We start from the raw sequence: 24679 nt of genomic DNA on the forward strand, positions 1-24679 counted from the left end.
CCTTCAGGAATACCCCGGCAACGCCGGGGACAGGGCCAGTCCTATTATTTTCTCGTCCTCAGACATCAGAAACGCCAGGTGGCTGAAAGATTACCTGCAATCGAGTCATAGCCAGAACGAAACATTTCGCTTTCAACCCCGATGCCCAATTCGACATCAGCGTTGATTTTATAGCTCATACCTGCCTTAACACCCAGAGTGTCACGACCAGTCACCTGATTCCTGGAACTAAACCCTGTGCTTCGATAGTTGGCGAAAGAGGCTTGTTGCACTACGTTGCCATCAAGCAGTTCATGATCCCAGGTGAGCTGCAGCTCAGCTGCGAACGATGCCCCTGAAGCGAGGGGTACATTCCAGTTACCATTCACCCCGATACTTGATCTCAGAGAATCGAAGGTCTGCGAACCCAGCATCAGTCGGCTGCCGTCATTGCCGCTTTCCTTCATGCCGGGACGATGTAATGTGGTGTAATTCAATGACGTTACCGGTCCGGCGTTCACATTATTATTCAGCGCCCATCGATAGCCTCCGCCGGCCGTAACAGAACCTGACAATCCGGTCCAGGTGGCATGGTGGCTTGCTCCGTAAGTTTCTACATTAATGTTTCTGTCCAGCCAGCTGTCTTCAATACCCAATCGGCCAGTGCCGAATAAATACATTCCTTCGGACCTTTCAGCGCCGTAACGAGCATGAATACCCAGATCGAAAGCAGTGGTTTTCCCGGTTGCGGTTTCTGGTGATTTCACCGTCACCGACTGACCGCTGACCGCACCATGAAAGCCATACATCCAGTTGTGATTCTCATCGTTTTGTTTTTCAGCACCGAATACAATGCCATAACTGCTGGCGTCGTACCCTACACTGTCACCCTGACGCTGTTGCCAGAAGCCGCCGCCAAAGGGTATGGCAAAGCTGCGCCATTCGCCTTCCGTCAGTTGCTTCGGCATAACCACAGGATTTGGCCCGCCAACGATCCGCGCTATCTGCTGTTCACGCTGCAGGGAACTTGCGAACATGGCGCTGTAGGCGCCCGCAGAAAGTTGCGGCAAGGCATTGCTGATACTCCCGCCATCAGTGGCTGAGAAATCCAGAGTACGGTACAGCGGTTGTATATCCGACTTAGCTTCCGCCACAATTTTATCCAGCGCTTGCCCTACCTGACGCGCATTAGCGTCCTGCGCATACCGGCTGTATGCGTTTGAAGCGCGCAGCATTGAGAGCTGCCAGCCATTCTTTCCCTGTGGCGTTGTTTGCAGCGTTAGCGTGGGTGAACGGAGCACGCTGTTCACCGCACTGAAATTGCCGTCGGAAGCGTCCGTTTTTAGCAAATCTTGCGTATTCAGACGCCAGTTTGTTGCGTACCAGTCCGGCTGCGGCGCAAACGTCAGTTGACCGTCAAATTGTGCGTGACCGTCCACTCGCAGAGTATCATGCCTGCCGCGCCCGTCGACTTCCAACAACAACTGCCCGGTATTCCCCTGTTGATAAGCACCGGATATATTGATTTGCCCAAGTGAATTACCCGGCGCAAGGATCCCGTTATTTACAAAGCGGCCTTCCTCATTAAGCGTATAGCTGGCGTTGCCGGACAGGCTGGCACCTGGCGCGATAGTCATGCTGTAAATCTGGAAATCGCCATTAAGCGAGGTTTTCCCTCCGTGCGCGTCCAGTGCCAGATTATTGATACCTTCAATGTTTCCGCGGTACGTAAAGCTGAAATCAGCATCGGCAGCTTCCGTCGCTTGCCCGTACGCATTGGCCTTCCGACCGAAGGTAAGCAGCGTTAACCGCTGTTGGCCATAGTCATCCCGCTGGGCGTAGTCCGAATAAATATCACCCTCCAGCCGGGCACCCGTTAATATATTTATATTACCGACCAGCGCGTTCGGTGATATATAAATCGCCGCGCCTTTACCGGCAACCCGTCCGCTGATGTCGGCATTGTCTACCAGCGCTCCCTGCAACTCGGGTAATAACGCATCGTAATAGCCGTCCACGATATGAAGCCAGGATCCGCGATAGTCCACCTCGTTACCCAGGAGGTTATTGCCAAAATCAAAACTGATACCGACGCCACTGGCTCCCAGTGCCTGAACGTCGCCACGTTGAATAAGGCTGTGCTGTTTACCGTAGGCAAACATCACCCCACGGCCATTAACGCCATCGGCGTATATCCGTACACTGGGATCGATGCTCAGGGTGTTATTTTGCCCATCTATACGGATGCCCGCGCCGCCAGCCCCTGACGTCAACAGGTCCGCTTGTTGAAAGATATGGTTATTACTGCCATACACATGCAGGCCAACTCCCAGATTAGCGGTATTGTATTGACCAGCCAGATAGCCATCCGCCTGCTGATTACGCTGAAAATAGCCATTGCGGTTAACGAGCGTTTGCCCGTTGCGATATAGCGAAAAACCGAAAAAGTTACGCCGGTCAATCTGATATCCCATATCCTGCAGCAACGCCAGTTCCGCTTCCATAAACGTGGTGTAATTGCGGTAGTTCTGATGGCTCATCATGCTGTTTTTCAGCTCGATATGGCTCATGTAGTTATCATCGACCGAGCCGTCGTCTGCTAACATTTTCACCGGCACGCCAGGCATGGCGCCTGCAAGGACTTCATCCACATGCCTGCCGGTGAAATAGCCTTTATCAAGCCGTACATCAAAGCCTTGTGGATCCCATCTGTTATTGCATCCATTACACAATATTACTTGCCCTGGCCGGGCAGGATTGCCACGGTCATCGCGCAGATGGCTGGTCCAGGAGCCAAAAGGCACGGTATCAAAAGCAGGCGTGAATGTGCCACTTCCTTGCAGATCGGTAACCATATTGGATATTCCCAGTCCATGTGCCAGCTCATGAACAGCGACGCTGACCAGATCGGCCTTTCCAGTGCGCGGCAATTGCGCGGGCACATAGGGAACGTTATCAAAATCCAGTTTGCCCATGATGAACTGGGCGTGGGAACCAAAGGTCAGCTCTCCGGTATCAATGCCGTTCAATGCGCCTTGCAACTGCGTCAGACTTATAATGCCGTCGGTAACTGAATCGCTGGAACCTGCGGCATTCTCGTCGTTAAACGTCCCCACATTGATAATGGCAGGCAGTTGCCCCGGGCTGGGGGTAATAACCTCAGCCCAGTAACGCATAGCATCGAGTATTTTTTCTTTTTGTTGCTGGCCAAGATCCCAGGTTGACTCAGACGCATTCGGCCAGTCCGGCATAAAGGGGCCGTCGCCAACATTAAAGAAACGCACTTCAAATACCGCAATATTATGTGGGTTATAGACCAGATAGCTTTCTCCTGCATACGGATTATTACTGACAAATAAACCCGTTAATGCAGCCGTCATAAAAACCCTTTTCATATTAAACATCCTTGTGTGAAAAAATAATGTTTACGTCCGTCAATATAAATTCACATCTGAGCTCAATGAATCATAAACAAATATAATAATTATCGATGTGGTTTGATAATTTAGAATAACGAGAGACCTTGCCCTGTGATAGCCTCGTTTTTCAGGATTTTATAAACGGTGGAGCGGGCGATCCCGGATTGAGCAACCGGGTCCCGGTGAACAGGAATGTACCGACATATGCAGGGGAAATAACGGATAGGGTATGGTGTCGTGGCATAATCGACATAAGCGTGAAGCTTTACTGTACTTCACGACACCAAAAACTATCAGATCGCTTATCAATCAAAGCCAGCGAGAGCGTTTGAGCCGAAGCCACAGTAATACACAGGCTCCCAGCGTGACAGCGACCGTAGCCGGATAGCCAAAGAGCGTCTTCAGTTCCGGCATATGTTCGAAGTTCATACCATACATGCTAAAGACTACCGTCGGGATCACGAGGATGGCCCCCCAACCGGCCAGTTTCTTCACGACTTCGTTTTGCTGCACTGAAACCAGTGCCAGGTTAACGTGCATCGCGCTGCTTAGCAGCTCACGCATGTCATTTACATCCGTTACTACATGGCTTGCGTGATCCTGAATATCTCTGAAATACGCCCTGAGGGGTTTTGGAATAAGTTCTTCATGAATGCGGATAAGCTCTGTACAGATTTCTTCTACTGGCTGAGCGGCGTTGCGAAGCCCGAGTAGATTACGGCGGAGGGAATACACGTCCTGAATAGCTTCACGGTCAAATTCACTGTGAAAAAGTGTCGCTTCTATATCACCAATTTTGGTGTTGAGGCGCGCAGTCAGCTCTGCATAACTGTCAACAATAAAATCCAGAATACAGTAAAGAGGATAAGCCGGACCGTACGAAAGCATGTCCGGGGCCTCAGCAGCACGGGCGCGTATAGGTACATAGCTCACTGAAGCACCATGGCGCACCGTAATAAGGAAGTTTCGGCCCACAAACAAATGCGTTTCGCCAAACTCAATATTGTCGTCCTGTCCACTGACGGTTTTTACAACGATAAATGCCGAGCTGCCATAACGCTCTATTTTAGGCCGCTGATGTGCATTAAGCGCATCCTCAACGGCCAGATCGTGCAGACCGAACTCCTCCTGGACTTTGTACATAAACGCAGGTTCAGGCTGCCAAAGCCCCAGCCAGATAAACGCATCGGTATCCTGGATGACTTCACTGATATCCTCAATATCTACGGTTTCGGCGGGGTGGCCTGAACGGTAGACCATACAGTTAACAATCATTTCCTGACTATCCCTTAAGCATGTGTCTAAGAAGCTTAACCATTTCCGTTAAATTTCCAAATTTTTATGCCGGCAGGTTTTAACATGTTGAATACTCAGAAAGGTCATGTTCACGCGTCGTTCAATCCGGGCACTGACTCTCCAGCCATTGACCGACGACGGGCCATAATTTCTCCGCACATCGCGTACGAAAAAATCCCATATGCCCAATGGACGAAAGACCAAACTCTGCGTGCCGTATCTCGCAGCGTTCTATTTTTGCTTGTTGCACCGGCTCCATCAGCCGCGCAATAGCTTCACGGTTAGCCCAGGGATCGTCATCAAATCCCATTACCAGCACGGGTAGGGTGATCTCACTTGCCCGTTGGCGTGCATTCCAGTGTGGATCATCGTAAAAATATCCAGGCATTGCGCTCCAGCGCCCCCATTGAAGCATGACTGGTGCCGGTAAATCTTCACCCAGCCCCAGGCGCCTGGCAGGCATGTAACCGAAGATACGGCACAGAATCGGAGCCAGAACACGTAATACGCACCAGACACGCACCTTTTCAGTGGTGCGTTTGATGGTGCTCGTCACCCCGGCATGTGAGGCTACAATGACCGCAGCTTTCAGGGCGTGGGTGGCTGTTGAAAGCAGAACGGCATGCCCGCCCACACTGTGTCCTACCGCCAACAGGCTAAGCCCTGGAAAATGTGCTTTAGCCCAGGCGGTTATACATCCGACGTCCTGGTCGATCCAGTCAGACATCGAAACGCGGTAAGTACGGACCAGCCCGGATTTAGAGAGGCCGATGCCGCGATAATCGTATGTGAGGACGTTGAATCCTCTGTTAAAAAGATATTCTGCGAATCCCTTATAAAACCCCTGTACAACCGCCGTTGCCGGATGAAGGAGCACTATCGCTTTGGCATCGCTTCTTTCCCAAATTGTGGCTGCCAGAAATCCACCTTCATTGACGGGTATTATGACTGAACGCATTCATAGAGCCTTATTTATGTGGTCATACCAGTTATGCCTGAATTAAATCTAGCCTTTACTACCCCATCTGGCGATTTTTTTTACACCCCAGCGTTTGTCCCTCGCTCAAAGCAGACAATAAACCTCGCCCGTGCGTTTTTAGCGAAACACACTGCCTTATGGGCTCAACGTGAGGAAGGGTACTCGCCGGATAAACGCCCCTTTAAAAAATCCTCTTCTATACTCAGTTACGTTTAGGGAAATATGCCGCCGTTTTTCACGTCGCGTTGTTTTAATAGCCATTGCACGCGCGAACAGCAGGGACATATATCCACGAAAACGCCTTAATGTTGGTCCATTTTGCATTTTTTAGAGGGGGATTCCTGGTATGTTGCATTCTCAATCTTCGCGCGTCGGCACTATTTTGCTGCTGTTGGCCGCGGTTATAGGCTTCGCGGTGGCGCTATACGCCTGGTGGACGCCGCTTACCGGCGTCACAGACACCATTGGCGCACTGGGCGTGGCCATTGCCAGCGCGGTGCTGGCGATACTGATCTTTGTGTTACGTGCGGCATCGGGGCGCGGGGCGCGTGTTTTCCTGATTATTGTCACCCTGGTGGTGTTGGCGGGTATTGGTTTTGCCGCCGCGCTGCTGCACCAGTACATCATAACGGCAGCCATGGTGGTCGGCCTGATTGGTCTGATTATGCTGAGCAGCCATTCCGCCCGTTACAACCATTCCGTCAGAACCTGAGGAGCCGCCCGTGCATAACGATAAGCATTATCCCTTCATAAAAGTCAGCATGACGGCGCTGGCGCTGCTGGTCACCCCGTTCGCGCTGCAGGCGCAGGATAAAGCCGCTGAGGCCTCTCAGGGGACCCAGGAATCACTGAATATTGATGCGGCCGATCAGCAGGCGCCTGGAACCACAAAAACCACAGACGATGCCTCAACCGGTAGCGGTGACGGAAAGAAAGTCGCCTCGGCCAGCCAGCCAGCGACGCCGCTGGTGCCCGGCACGCCAACCTGGGACAGCTTCCACGGCCAGCTTAACGCGCAGAAATACAGCCCGCTTACCCAGATCACGGCGGATAACGTCAGTAAATTAACGAAAGTCTGGGAGTTCCATACCGGCGACGTCTCGGATGGTAAAGGTGATACGCCAGCGACCGTGTGGTCCGCAACGCCCATTTTCGCTAACGACACGCTCTACATCGGTACCCCTTTCGATCGCCTGATTGCGCTGGATCCGGGCACGGGTAAAGAGAAGTGGCACTATGACACCAAATCGTCGCGCAAGGCACTGACCCAGCCGGTGCTGAAAAACCGCGGCGTTTCCTACTGGCAGGCCAAAAATCCGGTGAAGGGAGAGGCGTGCCAGAAGATGGTCTATATGGGCACCGTTGACGGCAAGCTCTTTGCGCTGGACGCCGATTCAGGCAAACCGTGCAGCGGCTTTGCGGACAACGGGGTGCTGGATCTGAATCAGTGGAACACCGTTAACGCCAAGTATCCGCTCTCTGTCCTGCAACCGCCAACCGTCGTCGGCAACCATCTGCTGGTGGGTTGGGCCGGGAAAGACTGGGCCTATGCCGAAGCGCCTCCGGGTACCGTATTTTCTGTCAACGCCCAGACCGGCAAGCTTGAATGGACCTTTGAGGCGATACCGGCAGAGATCCGCAAGCGTACCGGTACCGCCAACGTCTGGACGCACATGTCCGCCGATGAGGCCAATGGGCTGGTCTATCTCCCGGTCTCATCGCCGTCTCCCAACTATTGGGGCGGCAACCGCGTCGACGCAATTCCGCTTGGCACCTCCACCACCGCGCTGGACATCAACACCGGTAAAGTGGTCTGGTCCCGTCAGTGGGTACACCACGACGTCTGGGATTACGACATCAACTCTGCCCCGACGCTGATGGATATCACCGTAGACGGCAAGCAGATCCCGGCGCTGGTTCAGGCCACAAAGCAGGGCTTCCTGTTTGTGGTTAACCGCCTGACCGGGGAGGACGTATGGCCAATCGAAGAGCGTCCGGTTCCGCAGGGTGATGGTTCGGTCCAGGGCGAAGTTCTCTCGCCTACACAGCCGTTCCCGACCAAACCTGCGCCGCTGCTCGACCAGTCGAAAAAGCCGGAAATCTGGAAGCTGGCGGATATCGTCGGTGGCGGCCAGTGCTCTCGCCTGTGGGATAACCTGACCTATGAGGGAATGTATACTCCGCCTACCACCAAAGGCGAAGGCACGCTCACCTATCCCGATAGCGCCGGCGGCGTGCAGTGGGGCGGGGTGGCGTTCGATCCGCAAAAACAGATCGCCATCGTCAACACCTCGCATATCGTTCAGTACGTGAAGCTCTACAGCCGTGAGGATTACGATAACGCGGACAAAGACTCCGGCAACGAAAGCGGCTTTGCCCCACAGGAAGGCGCCCCGTACGGTATGCGTCTGCTGGTGGCGAGCAACTGGCTGGGCATGCCGTGCTGGCAGCCGCCATTTGGCGAAATCGTGGCGATAGACATGCACACGGGCGATGTGAAATGGCGTCGTCCGGTTGGCGCCTCACAGCAGTATGGCTTCTTCATGCCGGAAAGCTGGGGTTCGCCTACCATTGGCGGCCCGGCAGTGACGGCGGGTGGCGTGATCTTCATCGGTGCTTCAATGGATGCCAAAGTGCGTGCCTACTCGGTAGAGAGCGGTGAAGAGCTGTGGTCCGATCAGGCAGAAGCTCCAGCGGTAGCGAACCCGTCCGTGTATGAATATAAGGGTCGGCAGTATGTGGCCTTCGTGGCTGGCGGGAACACGATCCTGAAGGATCAGGTAGGCGATCAGGTGGTTGTCTACGCGTTGCCGGAATAATTCATCAGGAAGGTGAAATAAGCGTGGGGCCTGCGAGCCCCACTTTATTTTGCAGTAGTCGTTTCACCGACGCGTTATTTATCGGCTGATGTGCCAGCTCGCGTTGACATCTGCTCGGCGGACTTCAGATGCTGCTCAACGACCGGCGTGTGCTCGTTGGCCAAAGCCTTCACATCCGAATCGTCGATTTTACTGGCGTCGCTCTTAAGCTTCGACAGCACCTTCTCGTGGTCCTTCACGCCAGCATATTCCATATACATTTTGTCAAAAGCGTCACCGCGCTGGTTTTCAAGCCTTGAGTTCAGGGCTTTATGGGCGGCGTCTGGCTCGGTCGGCAGCTCTACGCCCTTTTTCTGGGCAACGGCCTGCACTTTGGTCAGGGCGGCGCCGTGGTCGTCGACCATTTTCTGGGCGAATGTTTTCACTTCACTGGTCTGGGCCTTGTCCAGGGCGAGCCTGGCGGCGGCGACTTCGTTGATATTGGCCTGCGCCATGTCCTTCAACGCTTTCTCGTCGCCGGAGCTGAGTCTGGCGTCCGGTTGAGCCTGGCCCGCAGCGTTAGTTTGCGCGGCGCTTGTCGTCTGGGCTTGTACGCCAACGGTGCTGAACATTGCTGCAACTGCTGATACGGCTAGCAGCCTTTTCAGGGTTTTACTCGTGTGCATATTGTTCTCCTGATGGTCATGGTACAGGTAAGTTTCGGTTACCTAACGCGCAACCGGGCAGATAAATGCTAACTGCACAGGTCAGTATAGTAGATGAACCTGCTGTAATCGCAGGTTGCGTCAGAGAGGGCAGGTAATAATGCTCAATAAGGCGACGCTTATCGCTCAGTCTCTCTACGGCATTGGCACGGATCATTCCCATATTTGATGCTAATGTTAAATAGATAGATTTATTAACAGGAGGAATGATATGAAAAAAGCACTATTAGGGAGTGTATTGGCTTTAACAGTTGCAAGCTTTGGCGCATCTGCGGCAGATATGATTTCCAAAGATGAAGCGCACCACTTCAAACTTGAATACCTGGGCAATGTATCTGTAGGGGCTTCAGGTGGACAAATTTCTTCACCTTCAGATCTTCATCAAAAACTCTCGAAACTGGCAGATGAGAAGGGCGGGAAATACTATGTCATCATCGCCGCTCGAGAGCATGGCCCTAACTTCCAAGCCGTAGCAGAAGTCTTCAAATAATCTTTCCGAATAACGCAGAAACCCGCTCATGGCGGGTTTTTTGCTTATAGGGAGCAAAAAAAATGCCCCTGGTGCGGGGCGAGTTTGAGTCAAATCTTTTCTTATGTTTATGTGCTCTAAGGCGTTGGCACAATAACAGCTTATTCAAATAATGCAATCAAAATGCATATTTAAATGCAATGGCCCCATCTGCCCCTCATCTCAAGGTGAAGGCAGCATACGTAACGCAGATAGTCTACGCTTTACATAGGGTTATGGTTAAAACCAGTTAGATACTGGAAACAGTAAACGGCCGCAAGAGGTAAATATGAAAGTTGACGCAATGACGCAAAAGGCAGAGGAAGAAATTTCAGCGCTTATAGCCAAAAAAATTGCAGAATTACGAAAAAAAACAGGGCAGGAAGTATCTGAAATTGAGTTTATCGCTCGTGAGGCCATGACAGGCCTGGAGGGGTATGAAGTAAAAATCAAACTCCTGTAAGCGTTTCTTCCTGAAATGGTCGCTCAATTCTTGCCGCAAAAGAGAACCGGGCGTGGTGCCCGGTTGTTTTATGGATAATCAACGTCTTTATGAGCGAATAAACGTCAGGATATCGGCATTTATGGTATCTGCATGCGTGGTATGCATCCCATGCGGGAAGCCTGGATAGATTTTAAGCTCGCTGTTTGCGAGCAGCTTATCCTGAAGAAGGGAGGCATTTTTATACGGGACGACCTGATCGTCATCACCCTGCAACACAAGCACGGGAACGGTGATAGCTTTGAGATCGTCCGTCTGGTCGGTTTCTGAAAATGCCTTAATGCCATCATAGTGGGCTTTGGCGCTACCGATCATACCCTGACGCCACCAGTTCTGGATTGTTCCCTGCGAAACCTCTGCTCCGTCTCGGTTAAATCCATAGAAAGGACCGCTGGCGACGTCGAGGTAAAACTGGGCGCGGTTAGCGGCCAGCGCCTGGCGGAAGCCGTCGAACACTTCAATGGGCGTACCGCCGGGGTTCGTGTCTGATTTTACCATCAGCGGAGGAACGGCGCTGACCAGTACCGCTTTGGCCACCCGCCCCTGAGGCTGGCCGTACTTCGCAACGTATCTGGCGACCTGGCCTCCGCCGGTGGAGTGGCCGACGTGCACGGCATTACGCAAATCAAGGCTTTCGACCACGGCTGATGCGTCGGAGGCATAATGATCCATATCATGACCTTCACTTACCTGATCGGAACGACCATGACCACGACGGTCGAGGGCGATGACGCGGAAACCTTCTGCAAGGAAAAAGAGCATCTGGTTATCCCAGTCATCGGCGCTCAGCGGCCAGCCGTGATGGAAAACGATCGGCTGCGCATCCTTCGGACCCCAGTCTTTGTAATAAATACTGACACCATCTTTCGTTGTTACGAATGCCATATTTCAGACTCCTCTGCTAATGGCAACATGTGTGAAGGCTAAGTAAATAGCCCAGCATTTAGGGACGTAATAAAACTGACTTATATTAATCTTATTACTGATATATCCGCTTAAAGTGTAGAAGGGTTCCTGAAAACAGTTATAGATTAATTTTGTATGGTCATTATTTATTTTTAAACGAAATATCCCCTAAACCAGCCGGGGCACTGTGTTATTTTTCTCGCGTGGTGAATCCCCCTGTGCGGAGGGGCTAAACAGCACGTGTAGCTTAGGCAATCAGTAGCGGGTCAAGGTGGCTGACCAACGACTCACCGGGAGGCACCCGGCACCACACATACGTTAAAGCTTGTATCTCGCTAAATTTATTAGGGATGGTGTATGAAGTTGGGCTTTTTGGCTGGAGCAGTGCTGGCAACCTGGTTGTCTTTAACCTACCCGACGCAAATGAGAGCTGTTTTTGAACAACTGGTTACGATAGTGCAGCAAATCACGCAGCCTTCAGCAGAGCCTCATTCTGATATAGTCACACCGGAACAGTCATATCCTTGATTGTTATATTTACGATGAGCGTTAGCCATCTTAATAGTTAACCTGTGCTTATTTTTCTGATGGGCTTATTATTGGCCGGGCAGAGGTTACCGCCACCCGGCCTGACGGTCTTAAACGATCGCGTTAGGGCACGCTTCGCCCTTATCAAGCTGCTGTAAATTCCCCAGCGTGGTTTCCGAAATACTGATCAGCGCTTCGGCGGTCAGAAACGCCTGGTGGCCGGTGAACAACACGTTGTGGCAGGCCGACAGGCGACGGAACACGTCGTCCTGAATCACGTCGTTAGATTTATCTTCAAAGAACAGATCGCGTTCGTTCTCATACACGTCCATACCCAACGCGCCGATTTTTTGCGTTTTCAACGCTTCGATAGCGGCCTGAGAGTCGATCAGTCCGCCGCGGCTGGTATTGATGATCATCACGCCGTCTTTCATCTGGTCGAACGCCGACTGGTTAAGCAGGTGATAGTTTTCAGGAGTCAGCGGGCAGTGCAGGGAGATAACATCAGACTGCGAGAAGAGCGTTTTCAGATCGACATACTCCACGCCTAGCTCCAGCGCAGCGGCGCTTGGGTACGGATCAAACGCCAGCAGGCGCATGCCAAATCCTTTCAGGATGCGTAGGGCGGCCACACCAATTTTGCCGGTACCGATCACGCCTGCGGTTTTACCGTACATAGTAAAGCCGGTCAGCCCTTCCAGAGAGAAGTTGGCATCACGGGTACGCTGATAGGCACGGTGAATACGACGGTTGAGCGACATCATCATCCCGACCGCATGTTCTGCCACGGCTTCCGGAGAATAGGCCGGAACGCGAACAACCTTCAGACCCAGCTCTTTGGCGGCATCGAGATCGACGTTGTTAAAGCCCGCGCAGCGCAGGGCAATGTATTTCACGCCCTGTTTTTTCAACTCTTCCAGTACCGGTCGGCTACCGTCATCGTTAACGAAGATACACACGCCTTCGCAGCCGTGGGCGGTTTTAGCCGTCTTTTCAGTCAGCAGAAAGTCGAAAAATTCAAGATCGAAACCGTACGTCTCGTTAACATGTTGCAGATACTTTTTGTCGTACTGCTTTGTGCTATATACCGCGAGTTTCATAAGACTTTCTCCAGTGATTTTGGAACCACGTTAGCATGTTTAAAATTATCTTACAATTTTTCAAAATTCATTGAAATCAATAAGTTCTATGAATTATTGTAGAGCATCTACTCTTAAAAATGGCATTACCTTCAACCGACTGGCTAAACATGCGACAATGAGCGGCAAGAACGGCTTATTTATTTCGCAAAATCAGGATATTAACTGCCCATGAAGGGTAAATACAAAGCCGCAATCGCGCTATTACTGCTGCTATTTCTTGTGCCGCTGACGCTGCTGATGACGCTCGCCCAGTGGGTGCCCACGCTCGCCGGGATCTGGCTTCCCGTTGGAACACGCATCGCGTTTGAAAAAAGCCCACGGCTCACGCGCCACGCCCTGATCATCCCCGATCTCCGTTATCTGGTAGAAGAGTGCGAAATTGCCCGCATGGAAAACGTGACCCTGTCACACCCCAGCCGCTGGGATCTGGATATTGGCGCACTTGAACTTAACTCTGTCTGCCTGAGCAAATTACCGCAATCGGCGCCGTCTACGGTGGCGCCGAAAACGCTGGCGCAGTGGCAGGCCATCCTGCCCAACACCTGGCTGACCATCCACCGTTTTACCCTTTCTCCCTGGCAGCAGTGGGAGGGTGAGCTGCATGCCTCACTGACGCCAGCCCGCCAGGACATCACCTATAAAGGCGAGCAGGTGAGCATTAAGGGGCAGTTGCGCGGCCAGACGCTCTCCATCAGCCAGTTCGATGTGCAGCTGCCGGACCAGTCGCAGCCCGTGAAGCTGGTCGGTGAATTTACCCTGCCGCTGGTGCCGGACGGCGTACCGGTGAAAGGGCATACGGTCGCGACCTTTAACGTGCCACAGTTATCCTCGCTGGTCGATGCCGATCTGGACTGGGAGGATAATCAGGGCCAGCTGGTGGTTATGGCGCGGGACAACCCCGATCCGCTGCTCGATTTACCGTGGCAGATCACCGCTCAGCAGTTGACCATCAGCGACGGGCGCTGGAACTGGTCAGCCTCCGGTATGCCGATGAGCGGTCGCATCGGCCTGAAGGTGGATAACTGGCAGCAGGGGCTGGAGAAAGCCACCTTCACGGGGCGGCTCAACGTGCTGACCCAGGGAGATGCGGGTAAGGGCAACGCGGTGCTGAATATCGGTCCCGGCTCGCTCAGTATGGAAAACAGCGCTATGCCGCTGCACCTGAGCGGGGAAGCCAAGCAAAACGATCTGATCCTGTATGCCAGACTCCCGGCGAAGCTGACCGGCAGCCTTTACGATCCGCAGCTTACGTTTGAACCCGGCGCACTATTGCGCTCGCGCGGACGCATCATTGACTCGCTGGATATCGATGAGATCCGCTGGCCGCTGGCGGGCGTGAAGCTCACGCAAAAGGGCGTGGACGGCCGCCTGCAAGCCATTCTGCGGGCGCATGAAAACGAGATGGGCAATTTTGAGCTGCATCTGGACGGCCAGGCTAACGACTTTTTACCGGACAACGGTTTGTGGCAGTGGCGCTACTGGGGTAAAGGGAACTTCACGCCGATGAACGCGCGCTGGGATGTCCGGGGAACCGGGGAGTGGCGCGACAACGTTATCGAACTGACCGATCTTTCCACGGGGTTCGACAAATTGCAGTACGGCACGATGCTGGTCAGCAAACCGCGCCTGGTGCTGGATCACCCGGTGCGCTGGTCGCGGGACCCGGATAACCCCACCTTTAGCGGCGCGCTCGCGCTCAATGCCGGGCAAACAAGCTTTTCAGGCGGAAGCGTGCTGCCGCCGTCCGTTTTGACCTTCAGCGTTGACGGGACAGATCCGACGGTGTTCCAGTTTAAAGGGAACCTTCATGCGGACGACATCGGCCCGGTCCAGGTGAATGGACGCTGGGACGGCGAACGCCTCCGCGGTCAGGCCTGGTGGCCAAAACAGTCTCTTACAGTGTTCCAGCCGCTGATCCCGCCAGACTGGAAAATGACCCTGCGCGGCGGCGAAATGTACGCGCAGGTGGCTTTCTCGGCGGCCCCCGACCAGGGGTTTGAGGCCGGGGGGCACGGCGTGCTGAAAGCGGGCAGCGCGTGGATGCCGGATAACGAAATCAACGGCGTTGATTTTGTTCTGCCGTTCCGCTTAAGCCAGGGCACCTGGTCACTGGGCACGCGCGGACCGGTATCGTTACGAATCGACGAGGTGAAAAACCTGGTCACAGCCCGAAATATCACCGCGGATCTCCAGGGCGATTATCCCTGGACCGAAGCGAACCCGCTCCTGCTCACCAACGTGAAGGTGGAAGCGCTCGGCGGGAAAATCACCATGCAGCAGTTGAGAATGCCGCAGCACGATCCGGCTTTACTGCGCGTGGATAATATTTCCTCCAGCGAACTGATAAGCGCGGTAAATCCGAAGCAGTTTGCCATGTCCGGCCCGGTGAGCGGCGCGCTGCCGTTCTGGCTGGACAATGAGAAATGGATCATTAAAGATGGCTGGCTGACCAACCCGGGGCCGATGACGCTGCGCATCGACCAGGACACGGCGGATGCCATTGTGAAAGACAACGTGGTTGCCGGGGCGGCGATCAACTGGCTCCGCTATATGGAAATTTCGCAGTCGTGGACAAAACTCAATGTGGATAATCTGGGTGTGTTAACCATGCAGGCGGCCATTAAAGGCACCAGCCGCGTCGAGGGCAAAAGCAGTTTCGTTAACCTGAATTACACCCATGAAGAGAACATTTTTACCCTCTGGCGCAGCCTGCGCTTTGGGGACAATCTGCAAACATGGTTTGAGCAACATGCGGCGATACCCCTTCTCCGCGGTTCGACAGGCAAGGAAAGTGAGGAACAACAATGAAAAAGAGGGCTGGTGTACTCACCGTGGCCGTCGTCGCGCTGCTGTCAGGCTGCACGCCGCGCATTGAAGTGGCGGCGCCCAAAGAGCCGATCACCATCAACATGAACGTGAAAATCGAGCATGAAATCCATATCAAGGTGGATAAAGACGTCGAAGCCCTGCTGAAATCCCGCAGCGATCTGTTCTGAGGATGCCATGAAACGATTAGCTCTGATGTTACTGGCGCTGGGGATGAACGTTCACGCCGCCACGCTTACGCTCAACGATGCGCGCACCCAGGGGCGCGTAGGGGAAACCCTGAGCGGCTATCTTGCGCCCGTTCAGCACGACGCTGAAACCCTGGCGCTGGTGAACCGTATCAACGCCGCACGCACGGAAAGTTACCAGCAGCTTGCTGACAGCAATAATTTGCCCGTCGACGAGGTGGCGAAAATGGCGGGGCAAAAGCTGGTGGCCCGCGCGCAGCCGGGTGAGTACGTGAAGGGGATTAACGGCAAATGGCTGAAAAAGTAACTAGCGGTAACGCTTACGGTATTCGCCCGGCGAAACCCCGAAACGCTGCTTAAAGGCGGTGGAAAAATGGCTATGGTCGGTAAAGCCCCAGCTGTAGCCAATGCCCGCCAGCTTTTCGTCATCGCCGATGGAACGCAGCGCCTGAGCGCATAAATCGAGGCGACGGTTCTTAATATACTGCGCCACCACCAGCCCTTTCCCGGCAAACATGCGGTACAAGCTACGCACGGACATGCCGCTCTCTGAGGCTATCCACTCCGGTCTTAACGCCTCCGACTGAATATGATCGTCAATCAGGGACAGAACGTGGCGGAACTGACGCTCCTTGCGCGGCAGCACCTCGTCATGCTGCTGGAAGGCCGGACGCAGCAGACACACCATCGCCTCCAGCGCCGCTTCGCTTTCACTGGCGCTGAGATCGGCATTGCCCATGCTCTCCTGTAACAGTCGGTAGCTCAGCTGTACGGTAGGCAAACTGCGGGAGAGGGGCAACGCGCACCTCACTTCCTGAAAACGCGCGTGTTGCTCAATGATTTGTCGCGGGAGCAGCAGCGAAATCTGGCGGGAACGCTCCTGCCAGTAAATGGAGCACGGGCGGGAGGCGTCAATCAGCGTGATATCCCCGGCTTTCAGCAGCGCGCGCTGGTCGTCCTGTTCGATTCCGGCGCAGCCTTCCAGCTGAAACACGGTGTAGAACCAGGCGTCGTTGCCGTTTTTGATCTCCTGACGGGTGCGAAACAGGTTAACGCCTGCGGCGGTCACCGTGCTCAGCTTCAGACTTTGGGTATAGCTGGTTTCCAGTTCGCCGAGAAACGCCCCCTCTAACGGACGTGCCGCAAAGCGCCCACAAACCTGGTTAATTTGCGCCAGCCACTGCTGAAAATTGTCCTGTTCGCTTGCACATGCCATTGATTTTCTCGCTGCACCGTCACTGTTTTCGCATTGTTGCATTTATGTTGCATATTGTCAGGGCTACGAGGCTGACTATAGGAAAGAACACTCAACGGTTACAGCGATATAAGCGGGAATTATCACGATTTGCGGAGCCTGTCACAGCTGGCAAAGCGAATGTCACACAGACAAAAGCAGGAATGCGAATCCCCTCTTAGACTGCATACACACCCTGCGAAGCATAACGAAGGAGTATCCTATGTCCGAATCACACGTCGCCGTCCTGCCTGGCGTGCAGCAGTTTTTAGATCGCCAGCACGGCCTGTGGATCGAAGGGCGTCAGGCGGCATCCGATAGCGAAAAGCGTCTGAACGTCTACAACCCGGCGACCGGAGAGGTCATTGCCTCCACCGCCGATGCCAGCGTTGATGATGTCGATCGTGCGGTGATGTCTGGCTGGCGCGCCTTTGTCGCCCGAAGCTGGGCCGGGCGGCTTCCGGCAGAGCGGGAACGCATCCTGCTGCGGTTTGCGGATCTGGTGGAACAGCATGGCGAAGAACTGGCACAGCTCGAAACCCTGGAGCAGGGGAAATCGATTAACATTTCCCGCGCCTTCGAGGTGGGCTGCACCCTGAACTGGATGCGCTACACGGCAGGGCTGACCACCAAAATTGCCGGTAAAACCCTCGATCTCTCGATTCCACTGCCGCAGGGCGCGCGTTATCAGGCGTGGACGCGTAAAGAGCCGGTTGGGGTCGTGGCGGGGATTGTGCCATGGAACTTCCCGCTGATGATTGGCATGTGGAAAGTGATGCCCGCGCTGGCGGCAGGTTGCTCCATCGTGATCAAACCCTCGGAAACCACGCCGCTCACCCTGTTACGGGTGGCGGAACTGGCGAGCGAGGCGGGGATCCCGGATGGCGTTTTCAACGTGGTGACCGGCAGTGGCGCCGTCTGTGGCGCGGCACTGACCTCGCACCCGCGCATTGCCAAAGTGAGCTTTACCGGATCGACGGCGACGGGCAAGCAGATTGCCCGCGCGGCGGCGGATACGCTAACGGGCGTGACGCTGGAACTGGGCGGCAAAAACCCGGCCATCGTGCTGAAAGATGCCGATCCGGCGTGGGTGATTGAAGGGCTGATGACCGGCAGCTTCCTGAATCAGGGGCAGGTCTGCGCGGCCAGTTCACGTATATATATTGAAGCTCCGCTGTTCGACACGCTGGTCAGCGGCTTTGAACAGGCCGTGAAATCCCTGAGCGTCGGGCCGGGCATGTCGCCGGATGCGTTTATCAACCCGCTGGTGTCGCGCGCCCACTGCGATAAGGTCCAGGCGTTTCTGGATGAGGCGAAGGCGCACAATGCGGAGCTGATCGCCGGGAACCGGGGGCCAGACGGCAAAGGCTATTACGTTTCGCCAACGCTGGTGGTCAACCCGGATAATCATCTGCGACTGACGCGTGAAGAGGTCTTCGGGCCGGTGGTGAATCTGGTCCGTGTAGCTGACGGGGAAGAGGCGCTTCAGCTGGCGAACGACACTGAATACGGCTTAACGGCCAGCGTCTGGACGCAGAACATCAGTAAAGCGCTGGAGTACACCGACAGACTACAGGCCGGAACCGTGTGGGTGAACAGCCACACGCTGATAGACGCCAACCTGCCGTTCGGCGGCATGAAGCAGTCTGGCACCGGGCGCGATTTCGGCCCCGACTGGCTGGATGGCTGGTGTGAAACCAAGTCGGTGTGTGTGCGGTATTAAAAAAACGCCGGGTGGCGGCTACGCCTTACCCGGCCTACGGGATCGAGGAAAAAGGTTGGTTTTGTAGGCAGGGTAAGCGCAGCGCCACCCGGCGTAACTTACAGCGACCACCGATTCCGCCCGGCCTCCTTCGCCCTGTACAGCGCCGCATCGGCGCGGGCAATGATTTCCGCCCCGACTGGCTGGACGGCTGGTGCGAAACTAAGTCGGTGTGTGTGCGGTATTAAAAAAACGCCGGGTGGCGGCTACGCCTTACCCGGCCTACGGGAGCAAGGAAAAGGTTGGTTTTGTAGGCCGGGTAAGCGCAGCGCCACCCGGCGTAACTTACAGCGACCACCTATCCCGCCCGGACTCCTTCGCCCGATACAACGCCGCATCGGCGCGGGCGATGATTTCCGGGCCGGCCAGTCCTGGGGTATAGCCTGCAATGCCCATACTCACCGTCACACATTCACTCACCTTCGACGCGCTGTGCGCAATGGCTGCGGTGCGCAGGCCAGCCTGGATCCGCGCGGCGACTTTCTCAGCAACGCTTTCTTCACAGTCAAAGAGGATCACGACGAACTCCTCACCACCGTAGCGCGAAACCACATCCTCTGGCGTGCGCACCGAGGTGTTCAGCACCTCCGCGACCCGCGCGAGACACGCGTCTCCCGCCTGGTGACCATAGGTGTCGTTATACAGTTTGAAGTAGTCCACATCCAGCATCAGGACCGTGAAGCGTTTGCCTTGCTCCACCGCGTTTTCCAGCACCAGCTCCATCGCCCTGCGGTTGGCCGTTTTCGTCAGCGGATCCTGATGGGCCAGCGCATCCAGCCGCGAAATTAAACGCTGATTCTGCTGGTTGCGACGCCAGGCCTCTTCAAACCAGCTTAAGAGGATGTAGCGTCCGCAAACGAGAATGAACGTGAACACCACCCACAGCCCGGCAAAGCGAAGGTTCATCTCCTGATTCAGCAGCATGCTGGCAACGGGCATGGTGATCCACAGCGGCGCGATAAAGCACACCAGTCCCACCGGATGAAAATAGAGCGCGGTCATACCGGCCATCAGCAGGGTAACAAATATCGGCCAGGGATGAGGAAGCTGTATCACGTTGATAAACCAGTAACAACTTATCGACCATAGCAGGCTACACATTAACAGCACGGCGCTGACGCCGCGGATGTGGCGCCAGGCCATTATTACCAGCGCCACGGAAAGGATGACTACCCCCAGCATGGAAGCGTCAATCATCTGTGTGAGAGGTGGGCTGACGTGTAAGAGGGTATCAATTTGGCCGAACAGGGAATTGCGCAGCAGGATCATTAGCGCAAAGCTCGCGTTGACGAAGGCGAGCCACGGCAGGTTCATGGCCAGCCCGTGGACAACCATGGCGTTACGGGTCGGCCAGGTCGCGGGCTCCGGAGTGGCGTTGTGTCTTTTTTCCATGAGAGAGAATGTCCCTGTGGCGGGCGGAAAGACCGCCCGCGAGTGCATGCCTTTACGGGGTCACGATGTTAAACCAGAATTCAAATTTATCCATGTAACCGAGCATGGCATCGAGTTTTGCGGCATCGCCCGTCACTTTGATATCGCCATTATCCTGAGCCTGTTTAAGCGTCACTTCTTTCAGGATGATTTTATTCAGCGTATCGCGGTTGAGGGTCACGGTCGCGTCAGCATCCTTCGCTTCGGCGTTCGCCGTGTGGTTCAGCACGCCATTTTCCAGCTCCAGCTTGTATTTGCCGCCGTCGCTGCCGAGGTCGATGTTAAACACCGATTTTGCATCCGCTGCTTTTTCACCGTTGATATGCACCGCCAGATAGTCAAAGAACATTTCTGGCGTCATTGCGCGCACGGTATCCGGGCTGGCGGTATTCGGGGTTGGACCTTTCACCACGCCGTTACGCAACTCCTGTGCGCCGGTCAGGTAGAAGTTACGCCATGGGCCGGATTCAGCCTGATAACCCAACTGCTCCAGCGCATCCGCTTCAAGGTTACGTGCGGCCTGGTTGTTTGGATCGGCGAACACCACTTTGCTGACCACCTGAGCCACCCAGCGATAGTTGCCCTGGTCAAAATCGGTTTTAGCTTTACTCAGGATGGCATCCGCGCCTCCCATATACTCCACAAATTTCTTCGCGGCTTCTTCAGGCGGCAGTTCATCCAGGGTCGCGGGGTTGCCGTCAAACCAGCCTAAATAGAGCACGTAGGTGGCTTTGACGTCATGACTGACTGAACCGTAATAGCCTCGGTTGGCCCAGGTATTGGCCAGGGAGTTCGGCAGCTTGAAGTTGGCGGCGATCTCGTCACGCGTCAGCCCTTCATTCGCCATGCGCAGGGTCTGGTCGTTGATGTAGCGGTAGAGGTCGCGCTGGCTTTTCAGCAGGTTAACCACATTCTCGTTGCCCCAGGTCGGCCAGTGGTGCTGCGCCATGATAACTTCGGCCTTATCACCCCAGCGTACAATTGCCTGGTTGATGTATTTCGACCATGGCAGCGGTTCACGAATTTTCGCACCGCGCAGGGAGTAGGTGTTGTGAAGGGTATGGGTGACATCTTCCGCAGACTCGATCAGCTTTTTCTCTTCGATATACCAGAGCATCTCGGAAGGCGCTTCCGATCCCGGCGCGAGCATAAAATCATAGGTCAGGCCGTCGATCACCTCTTTCTGACCATCTTTCTCGATAATATTGGTCGGGGCGATCAGGGTCACCGTCCCGGCGGAGGTGGTGGTGCCGAGACCCGCACCCACCTGGCCTTTCGCATCCGGCTTCAGCAGGTTGCCGTACATATAGCTGGCGCGGCGGCTCATGACGTTACCCGCCATGATATTTTCCGCGACGGCGGCCTCCATAAATCCGGCTGGCGCGTAGACTTTAACCTTGCCGGACTTCACGTCGGCTTCGTCCACCACGCCGCGCACGCCGCCATAGTGGTCAACGTGGCTGTGGGTGTAAATAACAGCGACGACAGGTTTCTTGCCGCGATTTTTATAGTAAAGATCCATCCCGACTTTGGCCGTCTCCGCCGACACCAGCGGGTCGACCACGGTAATGCCTTCTTTACCTTCAATAATGGTCATGTTTGACAGGTCGAGGTTACGGATCTGGTACACGCCCTCGGTGACTTCAAACAGGCCGCTGATGTTAATCAGCTGGGACTGACGCCATAAGCTCGGGTTAACCGAATCGGGCGCTTTATCGCCTTCCTTGATAAAGGCGTACTGCTGTGGATCCCAGACGGTGTTGCCTTGCTCCCCTTTGATAATTTCCTGAGGTAGCGGGGCGATAAACCCTTTGTGGGCATTGGTAAAATCGGTGTTATCAGAGAAAGGAAGCTGGTTGAAGAGTGCGTTGTTGGCCTGCTGAGTTGCTGCGGTTGCATCCTTAGGGGCTTCTGCGGCCCAGGCTGAACTGGCGGAAATGAAAAAACCGGCCAGCGCAAGGCTTCTTACTATCTCATTGACTTTCATCCTAAAACCTCTCGGTTATGTATAGCGTTGTTCATGGATACTTCGATATCTACAAAATGTTTCAGATGTTGCAAAAGCATTAAGCGAAGTAACATTAACTATAATCGGGGAGTGGTATTCAGCAAGAAAGCGAATGAAAAACCGGGCATCGTGCCCGGTCAACGTGTTATTTCTGCTCTTTTTTCTTGCCGAGCGTTGGCGTCTCGTCAAAGAAGTTCCACGGCTTGAGTAACGTGTGCACCCATTCCGTCGGCATTATCGGCCACTCCTCGGCGCGGGCGACATGGGTGGTGCCGGTGGTCATCCAGATGACGTTATCCTGGTCGTTCAGCGACTCGTTATCTTTGCTGTACTGGCCTAGGCCCGTATCGTGCGTGGAACGGTTCGGGTATTTTCCCTCCGGGTACATCTCGTCGGGATGGTAACGCGTCACCCACAGCTGTTTATCCATAAAGCTCAGGCGGTGATAAATCCACTCGTCCGGGGCAAACTTCGCGCCCGTCGCCACCGGGTGTGTGCCCCCCGCGTAAGGGATGATCTGATACGAGACCGGGTTGCCCATGCGGTTCTCTTTGCTGGTGTTGCTCAGCAGGCGGATGGTGCCCGGATCAAACTTTTGCGCCGCCTGCTGTTCAGTATCAATATCATACTGATTCACCTGCATGGTGCTGGTGCGCGGTCCGCCAGCGGTGTTCGGTTTGACGTCCGGATCCATGGCCACCAGCTTGTTGTTGATGCCGTCCACGTCCATATCCAGACGGAAGTTGTAGATGTGCTGGTGGGTGGTGCCGACAATATTATGGTCGATCAGCGTACCGTATCGGGTGTCATCCTTCGCGGTGGCATCATGCATGGTTTTCGTCTGCACGCCTTTCACCGCTTCAATGCCCGTGGCCCCTGCATCAATGCCGATGGTGCCGTTTTCGTGGAATACCCAGTCGAAGATATAATCGTAGTTACCCACGGTGCTGACCCAGCGCACCACCAGCTCGCGGCGCTCGGTGCTGACGTTGGGTTTACCTAACTCCTGATGCTTATACTCCGGCCCGGCGTAACGCTCGAAAATGGCGATCGCCCGGGGGATCTCCATTGGCGCACCGGTATAGTCCGGGATGGTTTCGTTGAGCATCACGGCGTTAGACGGAACATCCTTGCCGCGCACCAGCGGGGAGGTCAGGGTACCCATGCCGTAATCACCGGAGTCCAGGTAGGCCTTAAAGTACCAGCCGATATCCGGGTCGCCGTACGGCACAATCATGCCCCCGAGCGATCCCTGATACATCACCTGTCGCTTTTTGCCGTTGTCGTTATAGGTCACGGTGGAGATTATCGGGCCGACGCGTGAGTCCAGGCTCAGATGAAAATCCCAGTTCTGCCAGTGCACCCTATCCCCGGTGATGGTGTAGTTCTTGCCTTCCGGCTCGATAATCTCCAGCGCTTTTTTCACCGTTTCAACGCGGTCACGGCCATCATAAGGACGCGGGGTGAGCGGCACCGGCACGACCGGGCCTTCCTCAATATTCTGGATTTTCTTCTGCTCAAGATCCACCACCGCAACCAGGTTTTCGATCGGGTGCGCCCAGTAGTTACCGTCGCCCACGTCGAGATAGCTGATCACTTTCAGCAGGCGGTCTTCCTGTTTCAGCCCATCCTTGCCGTCAAAAAAGCCGACGGTAAGCGGGGTGGTGATCACTTTCTTCGGATCGGTAATGCCGCGCTTTTTCAGCACGGCGGCAAACTCCGGGCTTTCATTGATGATCTGCTGCACGGTATTGAAGTCATCCAGCAGCACCATGCCGTGCGCGTCTTTGATCGGCTCCCAGCGGAGGATCTTTTTGTCCTTCAGATCCACCCGGCTTTCGATGATGCGTTTGCCGTCAAGCATAATGATATTGGCCTGGCGGGGCGCATCCACCGCCGTGCCGTTAAGCACGAAGTCCCAGACTTTGGCTTTTTCTGGCTCCGCCAGCGCAATCTGGGTAAAGCGGGTATTGGGTTTAAAATCCGCAGAGGCTTTCACGATTGCTACGGCCTGGTTGATTTCATCAGCCGTCAGCGCGTTTAACGGGTGGGGGCTTTTTTCAACCTGGAATGTCTGATCAAGACCGGACTGAAAGACATCGTTGATAAAAGTCTCCGGGATATAGGCCTTATTGTTCTTCATCACCACGGGCACCTGGAGCGTCAGCGGTTTGCCGTTAACGATGGCGGTGTTGGCGCCGGGTTTGACCTTCACAAAGGCACCGTCTTTAGCGATGGTGAACATCTGGGCGTAATCATCCCACTGCACGTCCGCGCCAAACGCCTGAAGCGTTTTGTCCATCGGGACCATATGCGCCTCGCTGCCGTGAGCGTAAACAGGGGATTGCCAGGCGCAACAGAGCGCAACGGCCATGGCCAGTGCCGTTCTACGGGCAAAAAAAGAAGAATTGCTTCCCATCGCAGACCTCATCTTGTTGTGTTTATTGT

18 protein-coding genes and 1 pseudogene are annotated in these 24679 nt (G+C 54.7%); 9 read left to right on the top strand and 10 right to left on the bottom strand.

Annotation, left to right across the window (positions count from 1 at the left end; all coding sequences use genetic code 11):
- Positions 1–65: 65 nt before the first annotated feature.
- The 3 genes from ACQG03_RS10325 to ACQG03_RS10335 all read right to left on the bottom strand — a co-directional run bounded on the left by ACQG03_RS10325 (position 66) and on the right by ACQG03_RS10335 (position 5652).
- Entirely contained in the window at positions 66–3374 is a 3309-nt protein-coding gene (locus ACQG03_RS10325; protein WP_426726121.1) for an autotransporter outer membrane beta-barrel domain-containing protein, read from the bottom strand.
- A 333-nt stretch (positions 3375–3707) separates the two neighbouring features.
- Positions 3708–4673, bottom strand: a complete 966-nt coding sequence (locus ACQG03_RS10330; RefSeq protein WP_063163103.1) for a magnesium and cobalt transport protein CorA — start codon at positions 4671–4673, stop codon at positions 3708–3710.
- Between the two features lie 121 nt (positions 4674–4794).
- The gene (locus ACQG03_RS10335; RefSeq protein WP_063163102.1) at positions 4795–5652 is read right to left on the bottom strand and encodes an alpha/beta hydrolase family protein; all 858 of its coding nucleotides are present in this window, start codon (positions 5650–5652) and stop codon (positions 4795–4797) included.
- Positions 5653–6019: 367 nt separating this feature from the next.
- Here ACQG03_RS10335 and ACQG03_RS10340 point away from each other — a divergent pair, with 367 nt between their 5' ends.
- Positions 6020–6385 carry a hypothetical protein gene (locus ACQG03_RS10340; protein WP_045621686.1) on the top strand — a complete coding sequence of 122 codons (366 nt, stop codon included), beginning with the start codon at positions 6020–6022 and terminating at the stop codon, positions 6383–6385.
- Between the two features lie 10 nt (positions 6386–6395).
- Positions 6396–8492 (top strand): pyrroloquinoline quinone-dependent dehydrogenase, encoded by a 2097-nt coding sequence (locus ACQG03_RS10345; RefSeq protein ID WP_022648004.1) that lies wholly within the window; start codon positions 6396–6398, stop codon positions 8490–8492.
- A 74-nt stretch (positions 8493–8566) separates the two neighbouring features.
- On the opposite strand, the gene ACQG03_RS10350 is transcribed toward ACQG03_RS10345, so the two are convergent.
- Positions 8567–9157, bottom strand: coding sequence for a DUF4142 domain-containing protein (locus tag ACQG03_RS10350; RefSeq protein ID WP_063163101.1), 591 nt, complete (start codon positions 9155–9157; stop codon positions 8567–8569).
- 250 nt (positions 9158–9407) lie between these two features.
- Here ACQG03_RS10350 and ACQG03_RS10355 point away from each other — a divergent pair, with 250 nt between their 5' ends.
- Positions 9408–9686, top strand: coding sequence for a DUF1471 domain-containing protein (locus tag ACQG03_RS10355; RefSeq protein WP_003857380.1), 279 nt, complete (start codon positions 9408–9410; stop codon positions 9684–9686).
- 307 nt (positions 9687–9993) lie between these two features.
- A complete protein-coding gene (locus ACQG03_RS10360) occupies positions 9994–10167 on the top strand; it encodes a GnsA/GnsB family addiction module toxin (protein ID WP_022648006.1) in 174 nt (57 codons plus the stop codon).
- An 87-nt stretch (positions 10168–10254) separates the two neighbouring features.
- Here ACQG03_RS10360 and ACQG03_RS10365 read toward each other — a convergent pair whose 3' ends face one another.
- Both ACQG03_RS10365 and ACQG03_RS10370 read right to left on the bottom strand, forming a co-directional pair.
- Positions 10255–11091 (bottom strand): alpha/beta fold hydrolase, encoded by an 837-nt coding sequence (locus ACQG03_RS10365; protein WP_022648007.1) that lies wholly within the window; start codon positions 11089–11091, stop codon positions 10255–10257.
- A 659-nt stretch (positions 11092–11750) separates the two neighbouring features.
- A complete protein-coding gene (locus ACQG03_RS10370; protein WP_003857375.1) occupies positions 11751–12740 on the bottom strand; it encodes a 2-hydroxyacid dehydrogenase in 990 nt (329 codons plus the stop codon).
- Between the two features lie 210 nt (positions 12741–12950).
- On the opposite strand from ACQG03_RS10370, the gene ACQG03_RS10375 reads away from it, so the two are divergent.
- Genes ACQG03_RS10375 through ACQG03_RS10385 form a run of 3 tightly spaced genes read left to right on the top strand, consistent with a single transcriptional unit; the run spans position 12951 to position 16103 of the window.
- A complete protein-coding gene (locus ACQG03_RS10375) occupies positions 12951–15590 on the top strand; it encodes a YdbH family protein (RefSeq protein WP_063163100.1) in 2640 nt (879 codons plus the stop codon).
- Positions 15587–15778 carry a YnbE family lipoprotein gene (locus ACQG03_RS10380; protein WP_003857369.1) on the top strand — a complete coding sequence of 64 codons (192 nt, stop codon included), beginning with the start codon at positions 15587–15589 and terminating at the stop codon, positions 15776–15778. Before ACQG03_RS10375 ends, ACQG03_RS10380 begins: the two co-directional genes overlap by 4 nt.
- Before the next feature lie 7 nt (positions 15779–15785).
- Complete coding sequence (locus ACQG03_RS10385; protein WP_022648010.1) at positions 15786–16103, top strand: YdbL family protein; 318 nt, start codon at positions 15786–15788, stop codon at positions 16101–16103.
- Here ACQG03_RS10385 and feaR read toward each other — a convergent pair whose 3' ends face one another.
- Positions 16104–17012: a transcriptional regulator FeaR gene (gene feaR, locus ACQG03_RS10390; RefSeq protein WP_063163099.1), complete on the bottom strand. Its 909-nt coding sequence runs from the start codon at positions 17010–17012 to the stop codon at positions 16104–16106. It lies immediately after the preceding gene.
- Positions 17013–17253: 241 nt separating this feature from the next.
- On the opposite strand from feaR, the gene ACQG03_RS10395 reads away from it, so the two are divergent.
- Together ACQG03_RS10395 and ACQG03_RS10400 are read left to right on the top strand one after the other, a co-directional pair.
- On the top strand, positions 17254–18753 hold the full coding sequence (locus ACQG03_RS10395; protein WP_022648012.1) for an aldehyde dehydrogenase family protein: 1500 nt from the start codon (positions 17254–17256) through the stop codon (positions 18751–18753).
- Between the two features lie 152 nt (positions 18754–18905).
- Positions 18906–18980 (top strand): annotated as a pseudogene (locus ACQG03_RS10400) (hypothetical protein); the annotation flags it as partial.
- 97 nt (positions 18981–19077) lie between these two features.
- Here the strand turns inward: ACQG03_RS10400 and ACQG03_RS10405 are convergent.
- From ACQG03_RS10405 to tynA, 3 genes are all read right to left on the bottom strand, one after another.
- Positions 19078–20184 (bottom strand): GGDEF domain-containing protein, encoded by a 1107-nt coding sequence (locus ACQG03_RS10405; RefSeq protein WP_045309013.1) that lies wholly within the window; start codon positions 20182–20184, stop codon positions 19078–19080.
- 52 nt (positions 20185–20236) lie between these two features.
- A complete protein-coding gene (locus ACQG03_RS10410) occupies positions 20237–22210 on the bottom strand; it encodes an alkyl/aryl-sulfatase (RefSeq protein WP_022648014.1) in 1974 nt (657 codons plus the stop codon).
- Positions 22211–22376: 166 nt separating this feature from the next.
- A complete protein-coding gene (tynA, locus tag ACQG03_RS10415; RefSeq protein WP_063163098.1) occupies positions 22377–24650 on the bottom strand; it encodes a primary-amine oxidase in 2274 nt (757 codons plus the stop codon).
- Positions 24651–24679: the final 29 nt, after the last annotated feature.

This window comes from Enterobacter cloacae complex sp. 342H5 (assembly GCF_050030905.1).
Classification (GTDB): Bacteria; Pseudomonadota; Gammaproteobacteria; order Enterobacterales; family Enterobacteriaceae; genus Enterobacter; species Enterobacter intestinihominis.

What these genes read in the sequence shown, in the direction of transcription:
- ACQG03_RS10325 (WP_426726121.1), bottom strand. Translation starts at nt 3,374, where the DNA reads ATGAAAAGGGTTTTTATGACGGCTGCATTAACGGGTTTATTTGTCAGT.
- ACQG03_RS10330 (WP_063163103.1), bottom strand. Translation starts at nt 4,673, where the DNA reads ATGATTGTTAACTGTATGGTCTACCGTTCAGGCCACCCCGCCGAAACC.
- ACQG03_RS10335 (WP_063163102.1), bottom strand. Translation starts at nt 5,652, where the DNA reads ATGCGTTCAGTCATAATACCCGTCAATGAAGGTGGATTTCTGGCAGCC.
- ACQG03_RS10340 (WP_045621686.1), top strand. Translation starts at nt 6,020, where the DNA reads ATGTTGCATTCTCAATCTTCGCGCGTCGGCACTATTTTGCTGCTGTTG.
- ACQG03_RS10350 (WP_063163101.1), bottom strand. Translation starts at nt 9,157, where the DNA reads ATGCACACGAGTAAAACCCTGAAAAGGCTGCTAGCCGTATCAGCAGTT.
- ACQG03_RS10355 (WP_003857380.1), top strand. Translation starts at nt 9,408, where the DNA reads ATGAAAAAAGCACTATTAGGGAGTGTATTGGCTTTAACAGTTGCAAGC.
- ACQG03_RS10360 (WP_022648006.1), top strand. Translation starts at nt 9,994, where the DNA reads ATGAAAGTTGACGCAATGACGCAAAAGGCAGAGGAAGAAATTTCAGCG.
- ACQG03_RS10365 (WP_022648007.1), bottom strand. Translation starts at nt 11,091, where the DNA reads ATGGCATTCGTAACAACGAAAGATGGTGTCAGTATTTATTACAAAGAC.
- ACQG03_RS10370 (WP_003857375.1), bottom strand. Translation starts at nt 12,740, where the DNA reads ATGAAACTCGCGGTATATAGCACAAAGCAGTACGACAAAAAGTATCTG.
- ACQG03_RS10375 (WP_063163100.1), top strand. Translation starts at nt 12,951, where the DNA reads ATGAAGGGTAAATACAAAGCCGCAATCGCGCTATTACTGCTGCTATTT.
- ACQG03_RS10380 (WP_003857369.1), top strand. Translation starts at nt 15,587, where the DNA reads ATGAAAAAGAGGGCTGGTGTACTCACCGTGGCCGTCGTCGCGCTGCTG.
- ACQG03_RS10385 (WP_022648010.1), top strand. Translation starts at nt 15,786, where the DNA reads ATGAAACGATTAGCTCTGATGTTACTGGCGCTGGGGATGAACGTTCAC.
- feaR (WP_063163099.1), bottom strand. Translation starts at nt 17,012, where the DNA reads ATGGCATGTGCAAGCGAACAGGACAATTTTCAGCAGTGGCTGGCGCAA.
- ACQG03_RS10395 (WP_022648012.1), top strand. Translation starts at nt 17,254, where the DNA reads ATGTCCGAATCACACGTCGCCGTCCTGCCTGGCGTGCAGCAGTTTTTA.
- ACQG03_RS10405 (WP_045309013.1), bottom strand. Translation starts at nt 20,184, where the DNA reads ATGGAAAAAAGACACAACGCCACTCCGGAGCCCGCGACCTGGCCGACC.
- ACQG03_RS10410 (WP_022648014.1), bottom strand. Translation starts at nt 22,210, where the DNA reads ATGAAAGTCAATGAGATAGTAAGAAGCCTTGCGCTGGCCGGTTTTTTC.
- tynA (WP_063163098.1), bottom strand. Translation starts at nt 24,650, where the DNA reads ATGGGAAGCAATTCTTCTTTTTTTGCCCGTAGAACGGCACTGGCCATG.